1 pseudogene is annotated in these 277 nt (G+C 52.0%); it reads right to left on the bottom strand.

The window, feature by feature from the left end:
• A pseudogene (locus ACXAFR_RS27665) lies at positions 1-110 on the bottom strand (IS66 family transposase); the annotation flags it as partial.
• Between the last annotated feature and the right edge of the window lie 167 nt (positions 111-277).

The raw sequence follows: 277 nt of genomic DNA, 5'->3' as shown, positions 1-277 counted from the left end.
TGGGGATTATCAACGGGCCGCTTTTCGGATTTTTGGCCAAACAGCTGTCGCTCAAACCACGCCACTCTCTGCTTCAAAGCCGCATTTTCCTCGCGCAACGCGGTGACTTCGTCACGCGATGTTTGAGTGCTGTCGTCGGCCTTTGATGAAGGTTGAGTGGTCTTTTGCATGGGAAGGATTATATCACCGGATGCATCATATCGGTCGCTGATAACGCTTGAATTGCCGGGATTTCTGCACTTCAATGCCATCCAGAATCAGCTGCAGATCCGTCCGG

Source organism: Pseudomaricurvus sp. ABR4_320 (genome assembly GCF_056159445.1).
The sequence above is the reverse complement of the archived record's forward strand: the minus strand, read 5'-3'. Positions and strand labels throughout refer to the sequence as shown.